This window comes from Planctomonas deserti, from assembly GCF_003067705.1.
In the GTDB taxonomy this organism is placed as follows: domain Bacteria; phylum Actinomycetota; class Actinomycetes; order Actinomycetales; family Microbacteriaceae; genus Planctomonas; species Planctomonas deserti.
Genome location: NZ_QANL01000259.1, coordinates 1 through 500, shown reverse-complemented (window position 1 = coordinate 500; position 500 = coordinate 1). Strand labels below are relative to the sequence as shown.

Genomic DNA, 500 nt, shown 5'->3' with positions numbered 1-500 from the left:
AGTTCTGGAAGTCGCCGGACTTCAGCCGCACCAACATGCCGCAAGGGTTCCCCGATGCGCTGCGCGCCACGGCCAAGCACTTCTGGGCCGAGTACAGCGGCTACGTGCACACCTTCGAGGACGAACAGCAGATCGCGCCGGGCGTGACGGCCCACCGTACCGGGGGGCATACCCCGGGCCACTGCGTGGTGCGCGTGGCGTCTGCCGGGCAGGCCCTGACCTTCGCCGGTGACGCGGTGTTCGCGGTCGGCTTCGACCAGCCGAACTGGCACAACGGCTTCGAGCACGACCCGGAGGAATCCGCACGCGTACGCATCGCTCTGCTGAAGGAACTGGCCGGCACCGGCGAAATGCTGGTGGCCACGCATCTTCCGTTCCCGTCAGTGGGCCGGGTGTCGCTGGAAGGCGAGACGTTCCGCTGGGTGCCGGTGTTCTGGGACTTCTGATCGGGTCCTGCGGCCGTTGCGCGGGCAGGCGTTAACGATCGGGGCGCATCGGCG

General features: G+C 68.4%; 1 protein-coding gene. It reads left to right on the top strand.

Going from position 1 to position 500, the window contains the following annotated elements; genetic code table 11:
- The coding region (locus tag DAI20_RS18340) for an MBL fold metallo-hydrolase (protein ID WP_159085191.1) at positions 1-446 on the top strand (446 nt) is incomplete at its 5' end.
- Positions 447-500 lie beyond the last annotated feature (54 nt).